The sequence below is a fragment of the Burkholderia sp. SIMBA_051 genome (assembly GCF_046534915.1).
Lineage (GTDB): Bacteria > Pseudomonadota > Gammaproteobacteria > Burkholderiales > Burkholderiaceae > Burkholderia > Burkholderia ambifaria.
Genome location: NZ_JAWRXS010001025.1, coordinates 1 through 228, shown reverse-complemented (window position 1 = coordinate 228; position 228 = coordinate 1). Strand labels below are relative to the sequence as shown.

Sequence of the window (228 nt, the reverse complement as noted above, 5' to 3'; positions counted from 1 at the left end):
GCGAGGGTTTCGAATCGGTCGAGCACGTGAAGCGCTACACGGCGATGGGCTTCGGCACCGATCAGGGCAAGCTCGGCAACATCAACGGCATGGCGATTCTCGCGCAGGCGCTCGGCAAGACGATTCCCGAGACCGGCACGACGACGTTCCGGCCCAACTACACGCCGGTCACGTTCGGCACGTTCGCGGGCCGCGAGTTGGGCGAGTTTCTCGATCCGGTGCGCAAGA

General features: G+C 64.9%; 1 protein-coding gene. It reads left to right on the top strand.

All coding sequences use genetic code 11. The features are described 5' to 3' along the window. Positions 1 to 228: hypothetical protein (locus SB771_RS37590; protein WP_410722351.1), on the top strand; the 228-nt coding region annotated here is incomplete at both ends.